At 45.0% G+C, this 18,908-nt stretch carries 23 protein-coding genes; 3 read left to right on the top strand and 20 right to left on the bottom strand.

Translation table 11 applies throughout. The features are described from left to right. Positions 1 to 68 precede the first annotated feature (68 nt). From ACFVVF_RS02660 to ACFVVF_RS02625, 8 genes are all read right to left on the bottom strand, one after another. Positions 69 to 758, bottom strand: a complete 690-nt coding sequence (locus ACFVVF_RS02660; RefSeq protein WP_387805134.1) for a CTP synthase C-terminal region-related (seleno)protein — start codon at positions 756 to 758, stop codon at positions 69 to 71. Between the two features lie 48 nt (positions 759 to 806). Continuing rightward, complete coding sequence (locus tag ACFVVF_RS02655) at positions 807 to 1,463, bottom strand: M48 family metallopeptidase (protein ID WP_387808770.1); 657 nt, start codon at positions 1,461 to 1,463, stop codon at positions 807 to 809. A 201-nt stretch (positions 1,464 to 1,664) separates the two neighbouring features. Further along, positions 1,665 to 2,648 carry an SLAC1 anion channel family protein gene (locus ACFVVF_RS02650; protein ID WP_387805129.1) on the bottom strand — a complete coding sequence of 328 codons (984 nt, stop codon included), beginning with the start codon at positions 2,646 to 2,648 and terminating at the stop codon, positions 1,665 to 1,667. 281 nt (positions 2,649 to 2,929) lie between these two features. Then, positions 2,930 to 4,006: a Gfo/Idh/MocA family protein gene (locus tag ACFVVF_RS02645; protein ID WP_387805127.1), complete on the bottom strand. Its 1,077-nt coding sequence runs from the start codon at positions 4,004 to 4,006 to the stop codon at positions 2,930 to 2,932. A 207-nt stretch (positions 4,007 to 4,213) separates the two neighbouring features. After that, complete coding sequence (locus ACFVVF_RS02640; protein ID WP_387805125.1) at positions 4,214 to 4,993, bottom strand: restriction endonuclease; 780 nt, start codon at positions 4,991 to 4,993, stop codon at positions 4,214 to 4,216. 602 nt (positions 4,994 to 5,595) lie between these two features. After that, complete coding sequence (locus tag ACFVVF_RS02635; RefSeq protein WP_387805123.1) at positions 5,596 to 6,645, bottom strand: UDP-N-acetylmuramate dehydrogenase; 1,050 nt, start codon at positions 6,643 to 6,645, stop codon at positions 5,596 to 5,598. A gap of 42 nt (positions 6,646 to 6,687) precedes the next feature. After that, positions 6,688 to 6,963: a HesB/YadR/YfhF family protein gene (locus tag ACFVVF_RS02630; protein WP_387805121.1), complete on the bottom strand. Its 276-nt coding sequence runs from the start codon at positions 6,961 to 6,963 to the stop codon at positions 6,688 to 6,690. A gap of 19 nt (positions 6,964 to 6,982) precedes the next feature. Continuing rightward, complete coding sequence (locus ACFVVF_RS02625; protein ID WP_387805119.1) at positions 6,983 to 7,339, bottom strand: HesB/IscA family protein; 357 nt, start codon at positions 7,337 to 7,339, stop codon at positions 6,983 to 6,985. 159 nt (positions 7,340 to 7,498) lie between these two features. Between ACFVVF_RS02625 and ACFVVF_RS02620 the strand changes: the two genes are divergently transcribed. Further along, positions 7,499 to 8,137: a helix-turn-helix transcriptional regulator gene (locus ACFVVF_RS02620; RefSeq protein WP_387805117.1), complete on the top strand. Its 639-nt coding sequence runs from the start codon at positions 7,499 to 7,501 to the stop codon at positions 8,135 to 8,137. Between the two features lie 232 nt (positions 8,138 to 8,369). On the opposite strand, the gene ACFVVF_RS02615 is transcribed toward ACFVVF_RS02620, so the two are convergent. From ACFVVF_RS02615 to ACFVVF_RS02585, 7 genes are all read right to left on the bottom strand, one after another. Beyond that, positions 8,370 to 8,966 carry a YdeI/OmpD-associated family protein gene (locus ACFVVF_RS02615; RefSeq protein WP_387805115.1) on the bottom strand — a complete coding sequence of 199 codons (597 nt, stop codon included), beginning with the start codon at positions 8,964 to 8,966 and terminating at the stop codon, positions 8,370 to 8,372. 40 nt (positions 8,967 to 9,006) lie between these two features. Beyond that, a complete protein-coding gene (locus ACFVVF_RS02610) occupies positions 9,007 to 9,423 on the bottom strand; it encodes an SRPBCC family protein (RefSeq protein WP_387805113.1) in 417 nt (138 codons plus the stop codon). Next, on the bottom strand, positions 9,423 to 9,749 hold the full coding sequence (locus ACFVVF_RS02605; protein WP_387805111.1) for an ArsR/SmtB family transcription factor: 327 nt from the start codon (positions 9,747 to 9,749) through the stop codon (positions 9,423 to 9,425). The genes ACFVVF_RS02610 and ACFVVF_RS02605 overlap by 1 nt, the downstream gene beginning before the upstream one ends. Before the next feature lie 207 nt (positions 9,750 to 9,956). Further along, entirely contained in the window at positions 9,957 to 10,268 is a 312-nt protein-coding gene (locus ACFVVF_RS02600; RefSeq protein ID WP_387805109.1) for a hypothetical protein, read from the bottom strand. An 82-nt stretch (positions 10,269 to 10,350) separates the two neighbouring features. Beyond that, complete coding sequence (locus ACFVVF_RS02595; protein ID WP_387805107.1) at positions 10,351 to 10,800, bottom strand: SRPBCC family protein; 450 nt, start codon at positions 10,798 to 10,800, stop codon at positions 10,351 to 10,353. 15 nt (positions 10,801 to 10,815) lie between these two features. Then, entirely contained in the window at positions 10,816 to 11,154 is a 339-nt protein-coding gene (locus ACFVVF_RS02590) for an ArsR/SmtB family transcription factor (RefSeq protein ID WP_387805105.1), read from the bottom strand. A gap of 149 nt (positions 11,155 to 11,303) precedes the next feature. Then, complete coding sequence (locus tag ACFVVF_RS02585) at positions 11,304 to 11,945, bottom strand: FMN-dependent NADH-azoreductase (protein WP_387805103.1); 642 nt, start codon at positions 11,943 to 11,945, stop codon at positions 11,304 to 11,306. Between the two features lie 386 nt (positions 11,946 to 12,331). Between ACFVVF_RS02585 and ACFVVF_RS02580 the strand changes: the two genes are divergently transcribed. Then, positions 12,332 to 12,703 (top strand): iron chaperone, encoded by a 372-nt coding sequence (locus tag ACFVVF_RS02580; RefSeq protein WP_387808768.1) that lies wholly within the window; start codon positions 12,332 to 12,334, stop codon positions 12,701 to 12,703. A 61-nt stretch (positions 12,704 to 12,764) separates the two neighbouring features. Here the strand turns inward: ACFVVF_RS02580 and ACFVVF_RS02575 are convergent, their stop codons facing one another. The 3 genes from ACFVVF_RS02575 to ACFVVF_RS02565 form a co-directional block, all read right to left on the bottom strand. Then, a complete protein-coding gene (locus tag ACFVVF_RS02575; protein WP_387805101.1) occupies positions 12,765 to 15,020 on the bottom strand; it encodes an ATP-binding cassette domain-containing protein in 2,256 nt (751 codons plus the stop codon). Between the two features lie 201 nt (positions 15,021 to 15,221). Beyond that, entirely contained in the window at positions 15,222 to 15,938 is a 717-nt protein-coding gene (locus tag ACFVVF_RS02570; protein ID WP_387805099.1) for an alpha/beta fold hydrolase, read from the bottom strand. 20 nt (positions 15,939 to 15,958) lie between these two features. Then, entirely contained in the window at positions 15,959 to 16,606 is a 648-nt protein-coding gene (locus ACFVVF_RS02565) for a DUF5071 domain-containing protein (RefSeq protein WP_387805098.1), read from the bottom strand. A 158-nt stretch (positions 16,607 to 16,764) separates the two neighbouring features. On the opposite strand from ACFVVF_RS02565, the gene ACFVVF_RS02560 reads away from it, so the two are divergent. Then, positions 16,765 to 17,502 (top strand): EcsC family protein, encoded by a 738-nt coding sequence (locus ACFVVF_RS02560; RefSeq protein WP_387805096.1) that lies wholly within the window; start codon positions 16,765 to 16,767, stop codon positions 17,500 to 17,502. Positions 17,503 to 17,578: 76 nt separating this feature from the next. Here ACFVVF_RS02560 and ACFVVF_RS02555 read toward each other — a convergent pair whose 3' ends face one another. Continuing rightward, positions 17,579 to 18,223, bottom strand: a complete 645-nt coding sequence (locus ACFVVF_RS02555) for an SGNH/GDSL hydrolase family protein (RefSeq protein WP_387805094.1) — start codon at positions 18,221 to 18,223, stop codon at positions 17,579 to 17,581. Between the two features lie 92 nt (positions 18,224 to 18,315). Then, positions 18,316 to 18,849: a GNAT family N-acetyltransferase gene (locus tag ACFVVF_RS02550; RefSeq protein WP_387805092.1), complete on the bottom strand. Its 534-nt coding sequence runs from the start codon at positions 18,847 to 18,849 to the stop codon at positions 18,316 to 18,318. Positions 18,850 to 18,908 lie beyond the last annotated feature (59 nt).

Genomic DNA, 18,908 nt, shown 5'->3' with positions numbered 1-18,908 from the left:
GTTTGTAATCAAATACCAAACAGGTATATCGAAGTAGATCGTAAGCTAACTACTTGTTCGCATAGATTTTAGGTCGATATCATTTGTTTAATAAATGCATTTATTAGACAATGCGGATGCTCCAGCGTGGAACTCAATTGAGGAACAAACAACGTGCCGACAAAAAAAGGATGCCCCGTTAACTCAACAATTCTTGGCCGGCCTTCAGCATCAGTTCCCACAATTGTTAAACCTGCTTCATCAATTGCTGCTTCAAAATCCGGATTTAGCCCGTAGCTGCACCTAAACTGCTCAATGACAGCTGTCCCTCGGTAGAGGGTAGAAACGAATGATGACTGCTTTATAAACACCTCACCTGTCTGACCAACCAGTGAACAAACAAGTTTACTAACAACAGGATTGGAGGCATCAGGGTTTATTTCCTCGTGTTCCGCATCCTCAAGCATTAATTTGTTTTTAGCAAACTCCAAAATAATATGTTGAAATCCGCCGCAAGTTCCTATTAGCGGAACATTGTTCTCGCGGGCATACCTAATAATTTGCAAGACTCCAACTGCAGATTCAGGGATACCAGGAGCTATCCAAAACCCCTGATAGTTGCTTTTAATCGCATCTAGCTGTTCAGCAATGGTCACCGTTGGAATCCAGTCATATCCAATCTGAGCACCAGTCTTATGAATAGAATGATCTAATGCATCATTCGTTGTTTGCTGTGAGAGGTAGACTGGATTAAAATCGCCAATAACACCAATCTTCATGCAGATTCCCCCCAATAAAAAGAAATCATCAGTCGCAATTGTCTGCAATCACAGCGTCATCGCTTGTGCGTGCCTCGCCAAATATTGCTCCTTCTCCTCGTAGTCAGGCATAATGCTGCCGACACGGCGCCAGAACGAACGGTCATGATTCATATGAAGCAGATGAACTAGCTCATGAACGACCACATAATCGATCACATCGAGCGGAGCCATCGCCAGCAAATAGTTGAACGTGAGATTCCGATTCGAGCTGCAGCTCCCCCATTTCGTAAGCGACTCAACGATTTCGAATGATTTTGGCCTCACTTTTAGCTGCTCCTGATAAACTTTGATTCGTTCGCCGACGATCTTTTTACAGCTGGTAAAATAAAACCGTTTAAGCCTATGCTTTAGCTCCTCTTCTTTATCTGCCACATCTGTCTCAATTAACTCATTTAGCGGATAATATTTGCCCAAGTACATGAATTTCCCTGTTCCCTCGTAATCCTTAGTTGAGGTAACAGTCTGCGCCGCCTCCAGAGCATGCCTTCGTGCAAGTATCTGCTTGCCATAACGCTCTACCAGTTGCATCAACTGTTCATCTTTCGTGCCATTTGGCGCTTTAACGGTTATTAATCCCGATGGGTCCATTTGAATCGAAACCTTTTTCCCCGCTCCGTACTGAACATGAAAGTAAATCTTTTGATCTTCAAATACAATGTGCATGTCCTTAATCGTTCCTTTTCCGCAAATCGTACAATTGCTTGCCAATTGCTTACTACCTAGCTTCCTCTATTTATTATATCTTACATTCCTTTTTCCTGTTATCCTATCGCACCTTTAACTGAGCATACGACGAGAGCTTGTTCCTACAAAATAGAAAAAAGCCGCGATTTACGCGACCTTACCCAATAAGTCTTGTCCAATCTAACCTTTAAGCAAGCTTCCTTTAACCAGCATGTTTATCGTACGTACAAAGAGAACAGCCAAAACAACACTCAAAAATATTAGAATGACGGCAGATAACACGGTGAACAGCCATGAATGTACGAACATCGCATATTTTAAAGCGGCATTGCTGAGAGCAGCTATCGGAAAGCTAACACCCCACCAAGAGGCGCCAAACGGAATAGACTTTTTGAATACTTTGAAGAACAAGATAACGAACAAGAACAAACCGAAGTAAAACAAGATGGACGCAAACGAATCAATTCGCTGCTGGAAATTTGTGTAGCCAAGAAAGCCCACCTCAAACGGTGCAATCAGAATCATCATCGAAGGCATTAATGCTGGCGGCAGCGGTGCAGAGTGAATCAACCTGGATAAAATTAAGGTGAAGAATACGACAGCCACAATTCCGCCAATGGCAAGAGACAATAAATTAATTTCATGCGCCCATGGAAACGGCATGGTGCCGCCTGCAACCGCAATATCTATCGTCCCTACCACGGGAATAAGCAAAGCTGGAACGGCGTTACCCGGATCATGATTCCCGTTCAATAGACGACTAACGAAAACAAAGCTAAGTGCTATTGCCGCTGCTGTTGCAATAATCCAAATGATTTGCCCGGATATTCGACTGTAGCTGCTGATTACCGAGGAGAGCAAAAGCATGGCAATCGCAATTGTCCCGAAAAAATTGCCCAAGATAGGATGCTTAAATTCATCTTTAACTTTCTGCGGATAGAAGACCCATTTTGCAATATAGCCTATGCTTAAAGCGATAAATATCATGATTGCAACAATCCCACTGATATCGGCTATGAGCATGGAAGTACCAAATAATTTGCTTGCTTCCCTCCAAGCCAGAGACAGACCTGCAATCCCCATAACGGATGCAAATAAGTTAACAGGCAAAAATTGAATGGAACTAGTTGTTTTTTGTTGTTGTAAGGCAGCCATGGTTTGCATGGACGGTCACCACTTTCATATTATTGTGTAAGGAATCTCGCTTAAAAAAATGTGTAACCCATTTCAACTCTCGGCCGATGCCTCATTGTATGAGATTCAGAATTATTGATCAATATCATTTTTCTCATGATAATGATAGATAATATTTATGATTTTTTTGATAGTTCGTAATAAATTCCGCTATCCATGCAAAAAAGCCGATGGAAGTATACATCCATCAGCCTGTTTTAGTTTATTTAGAGGAATAAATTAAATTGTTCTACTCGCGATATCGTTTCGTATTACAGCGCCCAAGGCTGAGTTGTTGTCGTCAGTTCCTCGCCAGATTCGATGGCCGACAGCATCATGATCGACAAATAATGATCCTGCATCGCTTCTTCCAACGCATAGCATGGAGAGCCGCCCTGTACATAGTCCGCCATCTTGCTCAAACTCGTCGCAATCGCGATCTCATCATCAGTTAAACGCCCTGGAATGAACGGATTCTCGTACACCCACTCATCATTAGCTGTAATTCCTTGGTGATAATACCCCTCCAAGTTACCGTTATGGCCGGTATCGACTCTTCGGAATTGTCCGGATATTGGAGTCTTGTAATCCTTCAAGTATCGATACGTTTCATCGGTTACCTCTCCATGGCTTCCGCGAACGAGAATACGATTGCGGCGAATCCAAGAGAAATATTGGTCTCCTGTAAAATCAAACAATGCCAGCTTATTGCCAAATCGAAGAGTTGCAATATCTTGTACGGAATCATCAATCGCTTCAGTTTCAGGAGGTCCATAACGCCCTGGGCCTTGTACGATTTTTGATGTAAATCTTTGTCCTTGAATGACGGCGTTCTCGAATTGAATGCCTAACATTTTCCGGATTAAACTAATGCCATGATAGCCGTGAGCGGCCGATACTTGCACCTGAGAAACGTCTCCCAGCTTGCCCGAATTCACGAAAGCAATACGTGCAGCATGCATCGGTTGATACAAATATTGTTCCGCTACCTGTACACGTCCATTCAGTTTACGCACGGACTCATACAAGGCAATCATGCCTGGAATGTCGCTCGCAGGCGGTGTTTCGGTCAAAACGGGGATATTCCGTTCGGCCAATTCCAATGTGCAGTCAGGCATCGCTTCCCAAGGAACGGACACGACCGCGAACATTAGAGGGCCGCTTGCGACGAACGAGTCCATATCGCGGTAGGTTTTTACACCCCACTCCTCTTCGATCTCCCTGCCTTTTTCCTCATCACGGACTAACATCGCCCGAACGGCAAAACGGTGAGGCAGTAATTTCGCAATCCGCAAATAAAAATCAGCTCTCCAGCCTCTGCCTACAATCCCAAACTCTATTAAAGACATAACGCGTTCCCTCGCTTTTCGTTTAAAATGCTCTAAGCTTGTCCATTCGAGTGCTCCGTTAAGCTTATATTATTCGTTAGCGCTAGAACAGCACTCGCTTTGTATTATAAATAATTCTGCTATATCGTGTCCAATTCATGTGAGCAGTTAAATCCATCATCAGGTTGATTATTCAAGTATATATTTCTCTTGAAAATGGCTGACTCCTCAAACAATCTCAGCTGTTTCATTCATTGTTCGAGTGTGCCGGCACTTCGGAAAATTCGAACAGCCGTAGAATTCGCCGCGCTTGCTGCTTCTTTTGACAAGTAAATAACCGCATTTCGGGCATTCGAGATCATCCGGCTCTTCGATCGAAGTGGCAATTTGTGTCGAGGGCATTACCTGCTCTATTGGAGTCGTATGCTGCCCGCTACTCTTATTCGCTGGATTCACCGCGAGAATCAGTGCAATTAATTGCTCTCTATTAATTAATCGGACGCCATTTGAATTTGCCAGAGCGTAGGCTTGTTCGGTATAATCCCGGTTGGTCACCACCCAAGCCTCTGCTGCACCATAATGATCCAATGCAGCACGAATCTCTTGCACAGCCTTCAGCCCAACGTTTTTCCCGTACCTCTTCGCTTGTACTACAATCTTCTTACTGCCTTTTTTGATAACAAGATCCGCGCCAAAATCACCTGTTGCTTGGGTTACCTCCACATCGTAGTTATGCATTCGAAAGAGATGTCCCAAGTAAATCTCGAACCGGCGCCCCTCCATCTCATCTATTTCCTTAATGCCGGATCTCTTTAATCGTTCCGTTTGTTTCTGATTGTATAGGATGACAATTGCGGCGTATATTCCTAAAATACAACCTGCAGCAATCGCGGCGCCAATTAATGATTGCGTCCATTTAAACATACCAAAAAACGAGCCTAGCATTAATAAAACTACAAGTGCTTGAACTGGATCAGCCTGTTGCTTCTTTCTTCTCTTCCTCGCCATCTATCCACAAATCCCATCAATTTTTAATTACTCCCTATTATATCGAATTTCATGAAGATATATAGTCTTTTTGAACTAGGCATGGGAATTGGTGCGATTTAGGGCCCTACGTTGGAAAAATCCAACGTAGGCACGGGAATTGGTGAGGTTTGCGGCTCTGCGTTGGATTTTTCCAACGTAGGCACGGGAATTGGTGCGATTTGGGATCCTACGTTGGATTTTTCCAACGTAGGCACGGGAATTGGTGCGATTTGAGGCTCTACGTTGGATTTTTCCAACGTAGGCACGGGAATTGGTGCGATTTAGGGCCCTACGTTGGATTTTTCCAACGTAGGCACGGGAATTGGTGCGGTTTGCGGCACTACGTTGGATTTTTCCAACGTAGGCAAAGGAATTGGTGCGGTTTGCGGCTCTACGTTGGATTTTTCCAACGTAGGCACGGGAATTGGTGCGGTTTGGGGCACTACGTTGGATTTTTCGAATTGGTGCGATTTGGGGCCCTACGTTGGATTTTTCCAACGTAGGCAAAGGAAATGGTGCGCACCTGTAAAGAAATAAACCTCCGCTTCCTCATCGAAGCGGAGGTTTCATCTATAATGGATTCATTCGGTCAGTACGACCACCTCCGGCTCCGGAATAAATCCATATTGCCGGTAAATTGCATCCGAGACAGTATCCTTCAAGTATAATATATCAGCAGCCGTCGCCTGAGCGGCGTTCAGTATCATATTGCCATGATAAGGCGATATAATAGCCCCGCCATAGGCAACACCTTTTAGACCCAGCCGTTCAACAAGAGCGCCGATTGAAGCATCTGCAGCATAATTGTTTTTAAAGAAAGAGCCGCAAGAAAGAGAAGTAAAGTGCCTATTGGCTGTACGGTAGCGCTCAATTTCCAGCATCGCTTCAGGAGTTTCTATCCTAGTCATCCGGCGATCCTGAAGCCCCCGTAATTCACTAGAGAAGAACGAATAGAATGCTGACAATGAAGACAACTTGCCATTCGAGTTTTTATAGTTCGTTAATAGCCGGCTGATATCGCCATTGTGCGCAATCGCCGCTTCTTCATGCTCAGGTATCCTAATGTCCGCCCCGACTATTATCCAAGGTTTATGCTGAAAAATCGACTGTTTATAAGCAAACTCGCATTCATCGGCACGAATTTGCTGCACCGCCAACGCCGGGTCAGCGAGATCGATGTAATAAACCGATTCCACCTTATCGCCTACTTGCTCTTTGTAATATTTCGCATTCATATAGATCCCCGCTCCCAGACTGCCAGGCATCAAATAAGTGAACTGAAACGCCGGTGAGCCGGTGATCAGTCCAACAAGGGACAACATGGAGAGCGGCAAGCCGGATGTGAGGAACCAGCGGGAATCATTAACTGTAATGTCGGTCATATTTTTCAAGGAGATATACAGCTTCCCCTGTTTCGGCTGATCCGGAAATAACATATTCGAGCCCATGCCGAACACGACACGATCCATTCCATACAACGCGCTCACTTCCAAAATAGTGACGAGCTGCTCCACCGTTGCCGGCATCGCGAAATAATCCGCATTTCCGCCAATCCCATAGGAGCTGTGCTCCGATAACGATATATGACGTAAACAAAGCTTATTAAACAGCTCATATCGATCATTCATCATAACGCTGCAGCTCCATACCGCCGGTTATATCCATAAATTGCATCAACCGCGGACAAATGTGATATCCTCATTGCGGCAATCGATTGACAGGTCACGGCCATCCAAGTGCCATACATCATTTTCCTCAATGAAAAAGGTAAGATGACCATATTCATTCGAGAGCGCCGGGTACTGCGGATCGTCTTTCATAATTCCCAATGCGAATGCATCCTCCCCGCCTCCGCTGTACCTGACATATATGCGAACATTGTCACCGTCCCGAAAACCCCAATCCTTCCGAAAACAATCCACTGCGGCATCCGTAACGATTAGCTTCATCCTGTTGTCCTCCTTAAGATCAGTCGCATTTCTTCGATTTGCCCCGGTAAGTGGCCGTTCGGAAGCTGGCTCCGCAGCCGCAAGAGAATTTAGCATTCGGATTGTCAATCGTAAAGCCTCCGCTCATTCCCATATCTTTGTAATCGATTTGTATGCCTTCAAGGTACTCCACGCTCGCATAGTTGATGACCACCTGGAACTTCTCCCAGCCGATGATTTGATCCTCTTCTTCCAATGTATCGTCAAAGCGAATGCTATACGACAGACCGCTGCAGCCCCCGTCACTCACTCCTACGCGTAAAAAATAACGATCGGATTCCATATCCGCTATCATTTCCGTAATTTTATCTGCTGCTGTATCGCTTATATTAATCATGCTGATGCCTCCCATACTTTGTACAATTAATAGAATTTTCTATACTTGATGAATTCAACCGCGGTTGTCAACCTGATGTATTATGTTAAAATACTTTATATAGATTATATTTACTATGTTCCGCTTGCACTCTGTAACTTTTATTAAGGTGGTGACCCCTTGCAGTCAAATGCCGATCTATCGACCCGTGATACAATATTGCATTTGTTAAAAACAAATGACGAACTTACTGCCAAAGAACTTACCGAGCGGCTGGATATTACGTCCATAGCCGTCCGCCGACATATCGACGCTCTGGAGCGTGACGGCTTAATCGAGTCGAGGTTAGTCCGGCTGCCGATGGGCAGGCCAACTGCTGCATATCATTTAACGGAAAGCGCCGAAGCGCTGTTTCCTAACCGATATTCCACCGTCGCCCTCGACTTGCTAGACGAGCTGGCTAAGGAATCAGGCGAAAGCATGGTCGAGCGATTGTTCGAGCTTCGCAAAGAAACGCTTTATAAGAAATATTCAGGCAGAATGAGTGACAAAGACTTTCAAGATAAGCTAGCCACGCTTACGGCCATCCAGAACGAGAACGGCTACATGGCGGAGCTGCAAAAAAACAGCGATGACGAATACGTTCTGACCGAGCATAACTGCCCAATCTCGCAATTAGCTAATCAATATCAGCATGCCTGCCAATGTGAATTGCGTTTGTTCGAAGCTTTGCTCGATGCAGATATCAGCCGTCCGGAATGTTTGACCAAAGGCGGCAAAAAATGCGTATACCGAATCCGCCGGAGAGAGCAAGCTTAGGCAATACTGCTTCTATGGAAGGGAACCTTTCAGCAAGGAAATCATGTCTACAAATGATAATTTCTTCATTTGTACTCCTCCTTTTTTATACTTAGTAAACATTTATGTTTACTAATATCATTATTTGATTTTATGGACCATTTGTCAACAGCAAAAAAGGATCTTCCTTCTCGTCTCCTGTTAAGACGGATGGAAAATCCTTTTTTTGTACAGCTCCATTTCGGCTTTCGGCCTATTTATCGTCGATTCCCTTGCCGTCCAGAATGTGCGGAATGTACTTCTCGATTCTAGACTCACGGGTTTTGGATTGCTTGGCTGAAGAGAAATACAGAAGGTATCCTCTTTGCCGCCCAGGCGTCAAGGCTTCAAATGCCGTTTTCAAGTCGGGAATTTCAGCGAATTTATTGTCCAGCTCTTCGGGTACGGTATATTCCGTATTTTTCTTCATCTCTACCTTCAAGCCGGCTTTCTCGATTTCAATCGCTTCATCAATATAATCTTTGATAATAAGCTGCATTTCATCAATAGCCTGAAGGCTCGTGAACCGGATTTGGCGCGCTGCCTGAACATTTTCCGTTTGTTGGACGAGAATGCCGTGAGGATCCTTGAGCAGTACCCCTTTGTGAAAGAGAAGCGCGCAGTAATCCTTAAATTCATGAATTAGAACGACGTTCTTATTGTCATACGTATAACAAGGATGCATCCACTTGAAATCCTCAGTCACCTCGCAATCCAGCACGATTTCTCGCAACAGCTCAAACTCTTCTTTCCAGTTTTTTAGCTTTTTAAAATAAGGATCAATCTTCGAATTTCTTACACCTGCTGCCATCCAGATACTCCCCTCTAGTTATCGTTATTGCTTGTCCGATTTATACGAATACCTTCTCTAGCTCGCCGCACCATTTCGTCCAGCCATATTTAGCCCCGCCAAGTGCCGGCTCACTGGAAATTCCGGTTTGTTCGAGATGAAGGTTCACTTTTCCGTTTCCTAGATCCTGCAGCGTCCAGGTAATCGTATGCTTCTCGCCGCCCGCCCAAGTATAGGACAAGCGATGTGGCTCTTCCACGATTAACACTTCGCCTTCAATAATGCCGTTCCAATATTCGCTCGGCTGCGTACGGAATTGAAATTGATGGCCGACTACGGGCTCAAAGTTATTTTCCATTGCCACTCCAGTATGAATATTGGCTACCCACTTCGCAAGCTTGCTGGAGTCGGTTAAGTAAGACCACAGCTTCTCAATCGTTGTCGTGTATTGAAAATCCAAGGATAATGTTAAACTCATTATTGTTCATCCTCTAATAGCTGATTTAAGCGCAGCATATTCGTGCTCCAGAACTTATTGTAGAAAGCCACCCAGTCTTGAACTTCACTTAGCGGGGCGGCGTTTAATCGATATCGCGTTTCTCTGCCGACTTTACGGTCATATACTAACCCGGCTTCTTTAAGAACCGTCAAATGTTTGGATACGGCTGTACGGCCCATTTCAAACTGTGGCGTTAATTCATATAGCGGCAGTTCTTCCGTCTCTGCCAGCAGTCGAATCAGTCGGCGCCTAGTTGGATCTGCAATCGCGTCAAACACATCCCGCAGCTGGTTGCTATGGCTCACAACACCCTCTCCTAAGCCTGCTGATAGTTGTTTAATGATTAGACACCAATCGGTGACATTTTTTATTGTAAGACACCATTTGGTGTCATGTCAACATAGCTTGATTGCTTAATAGCAGCTTTAGTATTCACCTCGTTTCTATAATAAAAACAGCTGTCGATTATGTATTCCATCTGCCGAACATCTTCGATACATGAAGGATGCAGCTTAATTGAGGATTGTTTCAATAATCCCTCTAGCTATCACCTTATTGGTCATTAATTCAAATTTCATTCCTGATCTAATCAAATGATTCGGTGCATCTTCATTGTCGTGGAATAGCAAATACAAATCTGCGGTTGTTTCTCTTTCCATATTTGGTGTGATGTGAAATTCAATTCTTGCACTCCATAGGCCATTCTTCAGCTCCTTATCTTCTTCAAAGACTAAGGGTATTGAGAAGTTGTCCTTTGGAATTATGCTTTGTCCACCTTCATCGGCAGTCAGGAAATACAATTTTATCGTTCCTACTGTCTTCATGATTTTATCAACCTTCCACAGCCCATCGTCAAAATAAAAAAGCCACATTAATGTGACTTTAATTGATAATTGTGTATATTCCTTATTTCATATAATTTAGCAAGCCGTCTACTAAACAAGTGTTCCAGTTATTGTTATGTCTTGTCGCTATTTGCATGGTGGAGAAAGCGGTATGGGTAACAGTGAGCTCAGTCTTATTGTCCTTTTCGACAAAGTTGATCGTAGCAAGTGTCTCCTCAGCATCGTCTCCTTCATTCAGCCATTTCCAGGTAAACGACAGCTTTTCATTCTGAACGATTTCGACATATTGGCCTTCTAAAGTAAAAACCTTGCCATGAGGAGACTCCATGTGAAACCGGTATTTTCCACCCACTGTTACATCCATAAGTTCAACTGTTGTCGTTAAGCCTGTCAGCCCCCACCATTGCCTTAACTGCTCTTTTTTCGTCCAAGCCAGAAACACTCTTTCCTTGCTCGCATTATAAACGTGATGAAGCTCAAGCAAGTATTTTCCATTTAGCATCGTTATCATCAGAAGGTGCCTCCGTTATTCTTCTTTTGGTTGATTGTCCAAAAAATGCTCCAGACTGGTCAATTGTGACGTCCAGAAATTTCTAAGCTCCATCAGCCACTCAAACGCACTGTCCACCGTCTTTGGATTTAATCCATAATATCGGAACGTTCCTTCCTTCCGAACCGAAACTAAGCCAGCCTTTTCCAACACCTTAAGATGTTTAGAGATGGCTGGCAATGACATATCAAAAGGTTTCGCTAAATTCATTACCGTCATTTCTCCGACAGCCAGCTGTTTAAGAATTTCTCTTCTCGTCGGATCAGATAGCACATGGAACACATCGTCCAAGAGTTCATCATCATATTTAACCATATGTTTAAGTTTATGCAGATTGTCTGCTGTTGTCAAGAAGTTACATCTACAGATTCTTATATGGCAACCGGAAACGAGGCGTGAAAAAAGAGCCAAGCGGCTCAGGATTAGAATCCCTGAAACTCACTTGGCTCTTGCTTGTCCTATCCTTAGAAGCTTGCGGCAACTTCACGCGCTTGTTGAATGGCCTTCTCTTTAATCTCTGCTGCTTGGTCTGGAGCTTTAGCCATTCCTTCGACAAAGATGCCTTCAAAATCAGTAATGCCGAAAAACTCCATAATGGAATTCAGATGGCGGTGACCCATTTCAGATTCCGCATACTGGGAACCGGCTGACAGCACGCTTCCGCTTGCTTGAATGTGAACCCCTTTTTTATCGGATAGCAATCCGATCGGGCCTTTTTCTGTATATCTGAAGGTTTTTCCTGCAACGCAGATAGAATCGATATAGGCTTTCAGAACAGGAGGGTAAGAAAAGTTCCAAATCGGACTGACAAATACATATTTATCCGCGGCGACAAACTGATCAACAAGTTGACCAAGACGGCTTACTTTTGCCTTCTCTGCGTCGGTCAAATCTGCAAACGCTGTTCCCGCTCCCAGCTTGCCCCAGCCGCTAAAAATATCGGCATCAAGCTGTGGAACTTCGGCTTTATATAGATCAAGATGAACAACCTCATCATTCGGATTTGCGTAGCGGTAGCTCTCAATAAATTCTTTCCCTACGCTTAGACTGTACGAAGCTGATTCTTGAACACCTGGGTGTGCTGTAATGTATAACACGGTTGCCATGATAAATTACCTGCCTTTAATTAAATTTGGTTTTGAACCTGCCTCATTGAATGAGTCCTAATGTCCCGCTGCCATTTCATCCCCGAAAGTAAAATAATAAACCTCCTTTCTTTTCTCAATAATTCGGATGACACATTTTTAAGCCTCGAGGGATCTGAAGGTAATCGGGAAACCTCATTCAATTTTTCCGCCTCTTTATTTAACCAATCGGTTATTTAACAACATAGTTAAATATAAAACAGCTTTGATTCGCTGTCAAGAAAAATATCCTCAACTGCAGATGAACACGATATAGTGCGGCGAAAATCCTGCTTGTACAGTTAAGGTTGTTTGCGTAAGAGGCTCCTGATATGATTAACGTTAATGAAGCTTTTAGGAGGAATATGATGGAGGTTTTTGAACCGTTTTTAGCAGGTATCGACAACCCGGATCACCGGGACCGTGTGGAAGAAATTTTCAATTGGGTAAAGACCCGATTCCCTAATCTAATGCCCAAAATCGCCTGGAACCAGCCGATGTTTACGGATCATGACACGTTCATTATTGGCTTTAGCGTTGCCAAGCAGCATATGGCAGTTGCTCCGGAAGAGGCCGGAATCCACCGTTTTTCGGAAGAAATCGTTCAAGCCGGCTATGACCATACCAAGGAGTTAATGCGTATCCGCTGGGATCGTCCGATGGATTTCGCCTTACTTGAGCGGATGATCGAATTTAATCTTTTGGACAAGCAAGACTGTTCCACGTTTTGGCGAAAATAAAACAAGGCTGCCGATTCTCCGGCAGCCCTTCTTCGTTCATCCCATTTTTTTAATCCCACAATTACTTTAAATATTGTCCCGTAATCGATTCCTCTGCATGAACAATCTGCCCCGGCGTCCCCTCGAACACGACTTGTCCGCCCTTGCTGCCTCCATCCGGCCCCATATCGATGATCCAATCCGCTTGGCTGATCACATCAAGATTGTGCTCAATGACGATCACCGTATTACCGGCGTCAACGAGACGATTCATAATTTCCAGAAGGTGTCCGATATCCGACATGTGTAGTCCAGTCGTCGGCTCGTCCATCACATAGATGCTGCCCTTCTTATGCAGCTCGCTCGCCAGCTTGATGCGCTGGCATTCCCCGCCAGAGAGCGTACTAAGCGGCTGCCCGAGAGTAATATAGTTCAGTCCCACATCACTCATCGCTTGGAGCTTGCGCACAACTTCTTTCAGCTGGAAAAACTCCAGTGCCTGCTCCACCGTCATCTCCAGCACATCTGCAATCGATTTGCCGTCCAGCTTGTACGCAAGCACTTCTTCCTTGAACCGCTTGCCGCCGCATACTTCGCATGGAAGCTTCACGCTCTCTAGAAAAGCAAGGTCTGTATACACGACACCCAGCCCTTGGCAATTCTCGCAAGCTCCCTTGGAATTAAAGCTGAACAAGCCTTGGTTCACCTTGTTTGCTGAGGCAAAAGCCTTCCGCACATCATCCATAATGCCTGTATAAGTTGCAGGGTTAGAGCGTGTGGATACGCCTACCGCCGATTGATCAATGACGATCGCATCGGGATACTGACTGAGAAACACTTCATTAATCAGCGTGCTTTTTCCCGAGCCGGCTACACCCGTAACCACAGTCAATATTCCAGTTGGAATATTGACGCTGACGTTCCGCAGGTTATGAAGCTGAGCATCCTTGATGGACAGTTTGCCGGATGGCTGCCTGCAATGCTGCTTGAGCTGAAGCGGCCGCTTCATGTAGTTGCCCGTCAATGTACCGGATTCGAGCAGACCCTCGTAGCTTCCTTCATAGACAACCGTACCGCCGCGGCTGCCGGCATGTGGCCCTACGTCGACGATATGATCCGCCAGCTTGATGACATCGGGATCATGCTCAACAACAATTACGGTATTGCCCTTGTCTCGCAGCTTCTGCAGCAGTTCATTCAACCGGTGTACATCACGAAGATGCAGGCCCACGCTAGGCTCGTCGAAAATATAAGTGACATCCACAAGACTCCCGCTCAGATGCTTCACCATCTTGACGCGCTGCGACTCGCCGCCGGATAACGTATCCGTCTCACGATCCAGCGTCAAGTAATCCAGTCCGATATCGACCAGATGCTGCAATCGCTCCGTTAATGGCTTGACGATTGGCGCAGCAACAGGATTGTCAATTTCCCGAATAACACGGATAAGCTGCCCCACCTCCATTGAGGAAAGCTCCGCAATGTTATGTCCATTGATTCGACAGCTAAGCGCAGCTTGACTAAGCCTTGCACCGTGACAGCTGGAGCAATATCCTTCGGAAATAAACGGGGCAACCGCACGTTGGGTACGCTCGGACATCGTTTTCAAATCACGCTTGATATACTTGTTAGTGAATTTCTCAAATATTCCTTCAACCGTAATATTAACGGCTTTGCCTGCGAACTGCATCTGAACCTTCCTTGCCTTGCTGTACAGCAGCTCCTCCATTTCCTCTTCCGAGTAGTCCTCCAGCTTCTTGTCCGGATCAAAGGCGCCTGTCTCCACAATCATATTCCAGTCCATGCTGTTGACCGCATAATCCGGCAGCAGAATAGCCCCTTCATTCAGCGATTTAGATTTGTCTAACGCCTTGCCCATGTCAATGCCTAGTCTGCGGCCAATTCCGCTGCACTCAGGACACATGCCTTGCGGATCGTTAAAAGAAAACATATGCGCTTGTCCAACATAAGGCTGGCCTGTCCGGGAGAACAGAAGACGGAGAATCGGCGAAATATCGGTAATTGTGCCCATTGTAGAATGAGATCCGCCGCCGAGCCGCTTCTGATCGACAATTACAGCCATGCTCAGATTCTCAATCGAATCGGTATCCGGCTGAGGAACACGAGGCAAAAAATTGCGCACAAACATGCTGAAATTCTCATTCAGCAATCGTGTCGATTCCGCAGCGACCGTATCAAAGACAATCGATGACTTGCCAGATCCGGATACCCCGGTAAAAATCGTAATTTTCCGTTTCGGAATGCGCAAGTCTACGTTCTTCAAATTGTTCTCCCGTGCACCGGTGATTACGATGTACTCCTGATTGGATTCGCTCATGCCTGACATCCTTCCGCTCTTGTATATTCTCACTACTAGTTTAATCTATACGCACGTAATGCAAGTTTTGTTTCGAAGTGGCTGTCACTTATCTATCCGAAGCAGACATAAAACGGCTGCAAATGATTTGCAGCCGTTTTATGTTCAATCCGGTTACTATCAATTTAACCGCCATTATGACAATTTAATTAGCAGAATGAATTAATCGATACCGTTAATAAAGGCAACAATATCGTTGTAGAACAAATTCTTGTCCTGACCTTTGAGATCATGATCCGAAGCCGCATATTCCTTAACTATTAATTGCGGACATATACTGTTATATCGTGCGATATCTGAGTCAGATACTAGGGAACCTTCAAGAAGCCCACGTGCCACTAATACGGGGATATCTAATCTCCCTTTCAAATCGATTTGCTGTGAATCCCTTTGTATCGCTCTAACGGCTGCCGGCCTGATCTGCCCGGTACGGTTGAATGGAATCAAATAATTATTAATGTAATTATCCTGCCAATCCTTGTCCATTGCTTTATGTTCTGGCGGATAGTCGCCGAGAATAAGGGATTTCACTTTCGACTGATGCTTTAGCGCATATCCTAATGCATAGGACACGCCCCGCGAGTAACTGAATAGATGAAATTGCTCCAGCCCGGCATTTTGCACAACGGCTTCAATATCTGAGATATGCTCGTCGAGATCATATCCCGATACAGGTGTCCCGCTTTTTCCCCGCCCCCTGAATGAGAGAATAACGCTCCTTCGAGGCTTCACAGCTTCAAGCAAATCGAGATATTCATCTGCGGTTTCCGATAGTCCAGGGCATACAACGAAAGCTGTTTTGGAAAGATCAAAGCCATCTGCAGGCTCCAAATAATGTATATACACTAGTCCGTTTACTGCATACTTGGATTTATACATTAAATTCCTCCTCCAAAAAGCTATGCTGGATCAGCGATGCTGTTTATCAATACTTCAATTTCTTTATAACGTCGAAGCAATCTTTCATAATGATGCTTTTGGTGCAAGACTTCATTATTTAACTCTACGAAAGAACCGATTCCCTCTACATTTGTATGCAGTAATCGCAGCCTTTCATCCTCTAAATCAGAGAACACAGCTTTCTGTTCTAATGTAAAGCTCTGGAGACCCTCTTCGATCTCACTCAATTTCCCCGCTAATAGTCCCGCAGCAACGTTTTTCTCTATAAGACGATGACTCCACAATGTTTCGATAGCGAGAAGGTCAGTACCCTCGTCATAATCCATCGTTTGCGCCAATTCTCGCAGACTCGAAGATAATACTGAAACATATTCGGTATCCCAATCTTGGATCAAATACGTCAGGATGTTGTAAGACCAGATCATGTCATGCATCGACAGTATCTCTTCAATGTGAGGAATGATTTCGTTCTTGTACTTCGATAATAGATCAACTATTCCTGATGCTATGGGCCAATTGAAATCCTGAAGCCATTCCAGCAGCTTCGGCAATAATGGAAGCACCAATGACCGTTCCAATCCAGACAGTGCTTCCACACTTTCAATGTCATGCTTATTTTTAGGCAGAAAAGTGTCTTTCATTTGCATCGCCGTTGATCTCCTTGATTCAATATTCACTTTATTGTCTCACGGTTTAGCGCATTGTCAAACGTTTCCTTAACTGCCTGTCCTGTCGCCAATATTTGTTCCCTAGGACAGTGATTTCCGGTACAATATAGTGAGATTTGTTAGAGGAGACATCGACCATGAATTATGAACAAAAAGTGCGGGGCGAAATTGCCGATTGGGAGCGCCAGTTATTCAAATCGCCCGGATGGCTGGAGAAGACCTCCAAGACGATTGGTACGAAAATCAATGATATAATACCAGCCAAGGTACACACTGTCATTACGACCACCGTAAAATCAATCGTGCGTACGGCGCTGTTTGGCGCGGAATATACGCCGCAAAGCTCTGTCCTGCAATATGAAAAGCTCGAGCTCGCCGATCTGGAAGCGCAGCGTGTATTTTCCTTGTATCAAAAAATCGCCGTAGCCGAAGGCGCTGGCACCGGGGCGGGCGGCCTTTTACTTAATGCCGTAGACTTTCCCGCTTTGATTGCAATTAAAATGAAGTTTTTGTTTGAATTGGCGCATCGGTACGGATATGATACGAATGAATTTTCCGAACGGGTATTTGTACTTAAAGTGTTTCAATTGGCCTTCTCCGGACCGGAACAACGTGCCAAGCTCTTGTATTCGATTAAACATTGGGACACGGAAAAGAAGCAGTATTATTCCGATTCCCAATACGCCAACAACTTGGATTGGGAGACGTTCCAGAAGGAGTACCGCGACGCCATTGATTTCCGGAAAATGCTGCAGATGTTACCGGGAATTGGAGCAATAGCGGGAGCCTGGGCCAATTACACCATCCTCGATGAGCTTAATGAATCCGCAATGAACGCATACCGGCTGCGCCGATTGACCGGGACATCCGAATAGATATAGAAAAAGATGGCTTTCTGCAAACTGCAGAGGCCATCTTTTTGCTCATCCTATCCCTTAAATTTATCCCTTATTAACCAATAGCAAGCTTGCTGTTCTGAACAACAGACAGCCACTGATCGGCAATAATCTGATGGCCGGCGCTTGTCGGGTGTACCCCGTCCCAAATCCAGTAAGCAGCTTCTGCACTTGTGCACGCCTCGTCAAAAGCAGCTTGAAGCGGAACAAATACCGCTCCGAATTGTTCTGCCAGCTCTCTGGTGATGTTCTGATATAGCCCAATGAGCTGCTGCCATTCCTCCCATTTCTCCTCCGTAGCACCCGTCTTTAGAATGAAAGGCTCCAGCAAAATCAGCCCCGTATTCGGCATAACCTCTCTAGTCTCTTCGAGCAGCACTTTGTAAGCGCGACCAAAACGGTCCGTAATGCCGGAGGGCTCTCCGCTCATCGTTCTCCACGCGTCATTGACGCCGATCAGAATGCTGATCACGTCAGGCTTGAGTGCAATGGCATCCTCGTTCCAGCGGGCATATAAATCAGAGACACGGTTGCCGCTAATCCCTCTGTTAATGAACAAAGGCTGCTTCTCGCCCAGCTCATAACCAAGCTTTGCCCCAATCAAATACGCATAGCTGTGTCCAAGCAAATGATTGGGATCTTCGCTGCGGCCTCTCGCACCATCTGTAATGGAATCACCTTGGAATAAAATCGTCGTCATGATTGCATCCTCCAGTATGTATAGTCGTAAGCGTTTTCTATTGCCAATAGTTAGTATATAACGGCTCTATTCACTTGCACAGTATCAATTTTTTACTTGTCCCATTCTTGTTCAAGTACAGAGTAAATAAACTCATTGCACCATTTACCCTTGCAAATTCTGACTTCTCTAAGCACGCCGTCCTGCTTCATTCCAACTCGGATCATCAACTTTTCAGATGCGGCATTTTCAGTATTGGCATACGCTACAACCCGGTGTGCGTTCAGATCGCTGAATGCATAGCTAATCAGCAGTTCAACTGCCTCAGTTGCATAACCATTTTTCCAAAAGTCCGGGTGCAATGCCCAGCCGATCTCCCATTCTCTAATTTCAGACCAATTTAGCTTAATGCTAATCCGGCCGACAGGCGTTCCATCATCCTTCAGACTAATTGCCAGCTCATAACGCTCTCGCGGATTGTCATGGACTTCAGAGATCGCTTTTTGAAAATCATCTTGGATTTCAGCGTCATCCGGCGCACTGTTTTCGTACTGATGTGTGATCGGATTTTGCTCCAGTTCATTATAGAAAGAGAAATCATCTTCTGTAAAATCTCTCAATCGGATTCTATTTCCTATGATATTCATTTTGCATCCCCCTCCGTTATTTTCCAATTATACTAGAAAACATAGTTTATAACTATTCT

The organism is Paenibacillus sp. NPDC058174 (genome assembly GCF_042883865.1).
Classification (GTDB): domain Bacteria; phylum Bacillota; class Bacilli; order Paenibacillales; family Paenibacillaceae; genus Pristimantibacillus.
Note: the sequence above shows the minus strand (reverse complement) of the source record. Positions and strands in the feature narration are given on the sequence as shown.